Consider the following 1,034-nt stretch of genomic DNA (forward strand, 5'->3'; position numbering starts at 1 on the left):
GCGAAGGTGAGAACTTAAGCGCCAGTAAACGGCGGTGGTAACTATAACCATCCTAAGGTAGCGAAATTCCTTGTCGGGTAAGTTCCGACCTGCACGAATGGCGTAACGACTTCCCCGCTGTCTCAACCGCAGACCCGGCGAAATTGCACTACGAGTAAAGATGCTCGTTACGCGCAGCAGGACGGAAAGACCCCGGGACCTTCACTACAGCTTGACATTGGCGTTTGGAACGGTTTGTGTAGGATAGGTGGGAGACGGTGAAGCTGGGACGCTAGTTCTGGTGGAGTCATTGGTGAAATACCACTCTGGTCGTTTTGGACGTCTAACTTGGGTCCGTGATCCGGATCAGGGACAGTGTCTGGTGGGTAGTTTAACTGGGGCGGTTGCCTCCTAAAGGGTAACGGAGGCGCCCAAAGGTTCCCTCAGCCTGGTTGGCAATCAGGTGTCGAGTGTAAGTGCACAAGGGAGCTTGACTGTGAGACCGGCGGGTCGAGCAGGAGCGAAAGCTGGGACTAGTGATCCGGCGGTGGCATGTGGAAGCGCCGTCGCTCAACGGCTAAAAGGTACCCCGGGGATAACAGGCTGATCTTCCCCAAGAGTCCATATCGACGGGATGGTTTGGCACCTCGATGTCGGCTCGTCGCATCCTGGGGCTGGAGTAGGTCCCAAGGGTTGGGCTGTTCGCCCATTAAAGCGGTACGCGAGCTGGGTTTAGAACGTCGCGAGACAGTTCGGTCCCTATCCGCTGCGCGCGCAGGAGACTTGAAAGGGGCTGTCCCTAGTACGAGAGGACCGGGACGGACGAACCTCTGGTGTGCCAGTTGTTCCGCCAGGAGCACGGCTGGTTGGCTACGTTCGGGAGGGATAACCGCTGAAAGCATCTAAGCGGGAAGCTTGCCTTGAGATGAGGTCTCCCACCCCGTGAGGGGGTAAGGCTCCCAATAGACGATTGGGTTGATAGGCCGGAGGTGGAAGCGCAGTAATGTGTGGAGCTGACCGGTACTAATAGGCCGAGGACTTGACCATAAAGCGTT

1 rRNA gene is annotated in these 1,034 nt (G+C 57.1%); it reads left to right on the top strand.

The features are described 5' to 3' along the window. Nucleotides 1-1,026 (top strand): 23S ribosomal RNA (locus IEZ10_RS38455); the annotation flags it as partial. Between the last annotated feature and the right edge of the window lie 8 nt (nt 1,027-1,034).

Origin of the sequence: Streptosporangium pseudovulgare (assembly GCF_014648055.1) — a bacterium.
Lineage (GTDB): Bacteria > Actinomycetota > Actinomycetes > Streptosporangiales > Streptosporangiaceae > Streptosporangium > Streptosporangium pseudovulgare.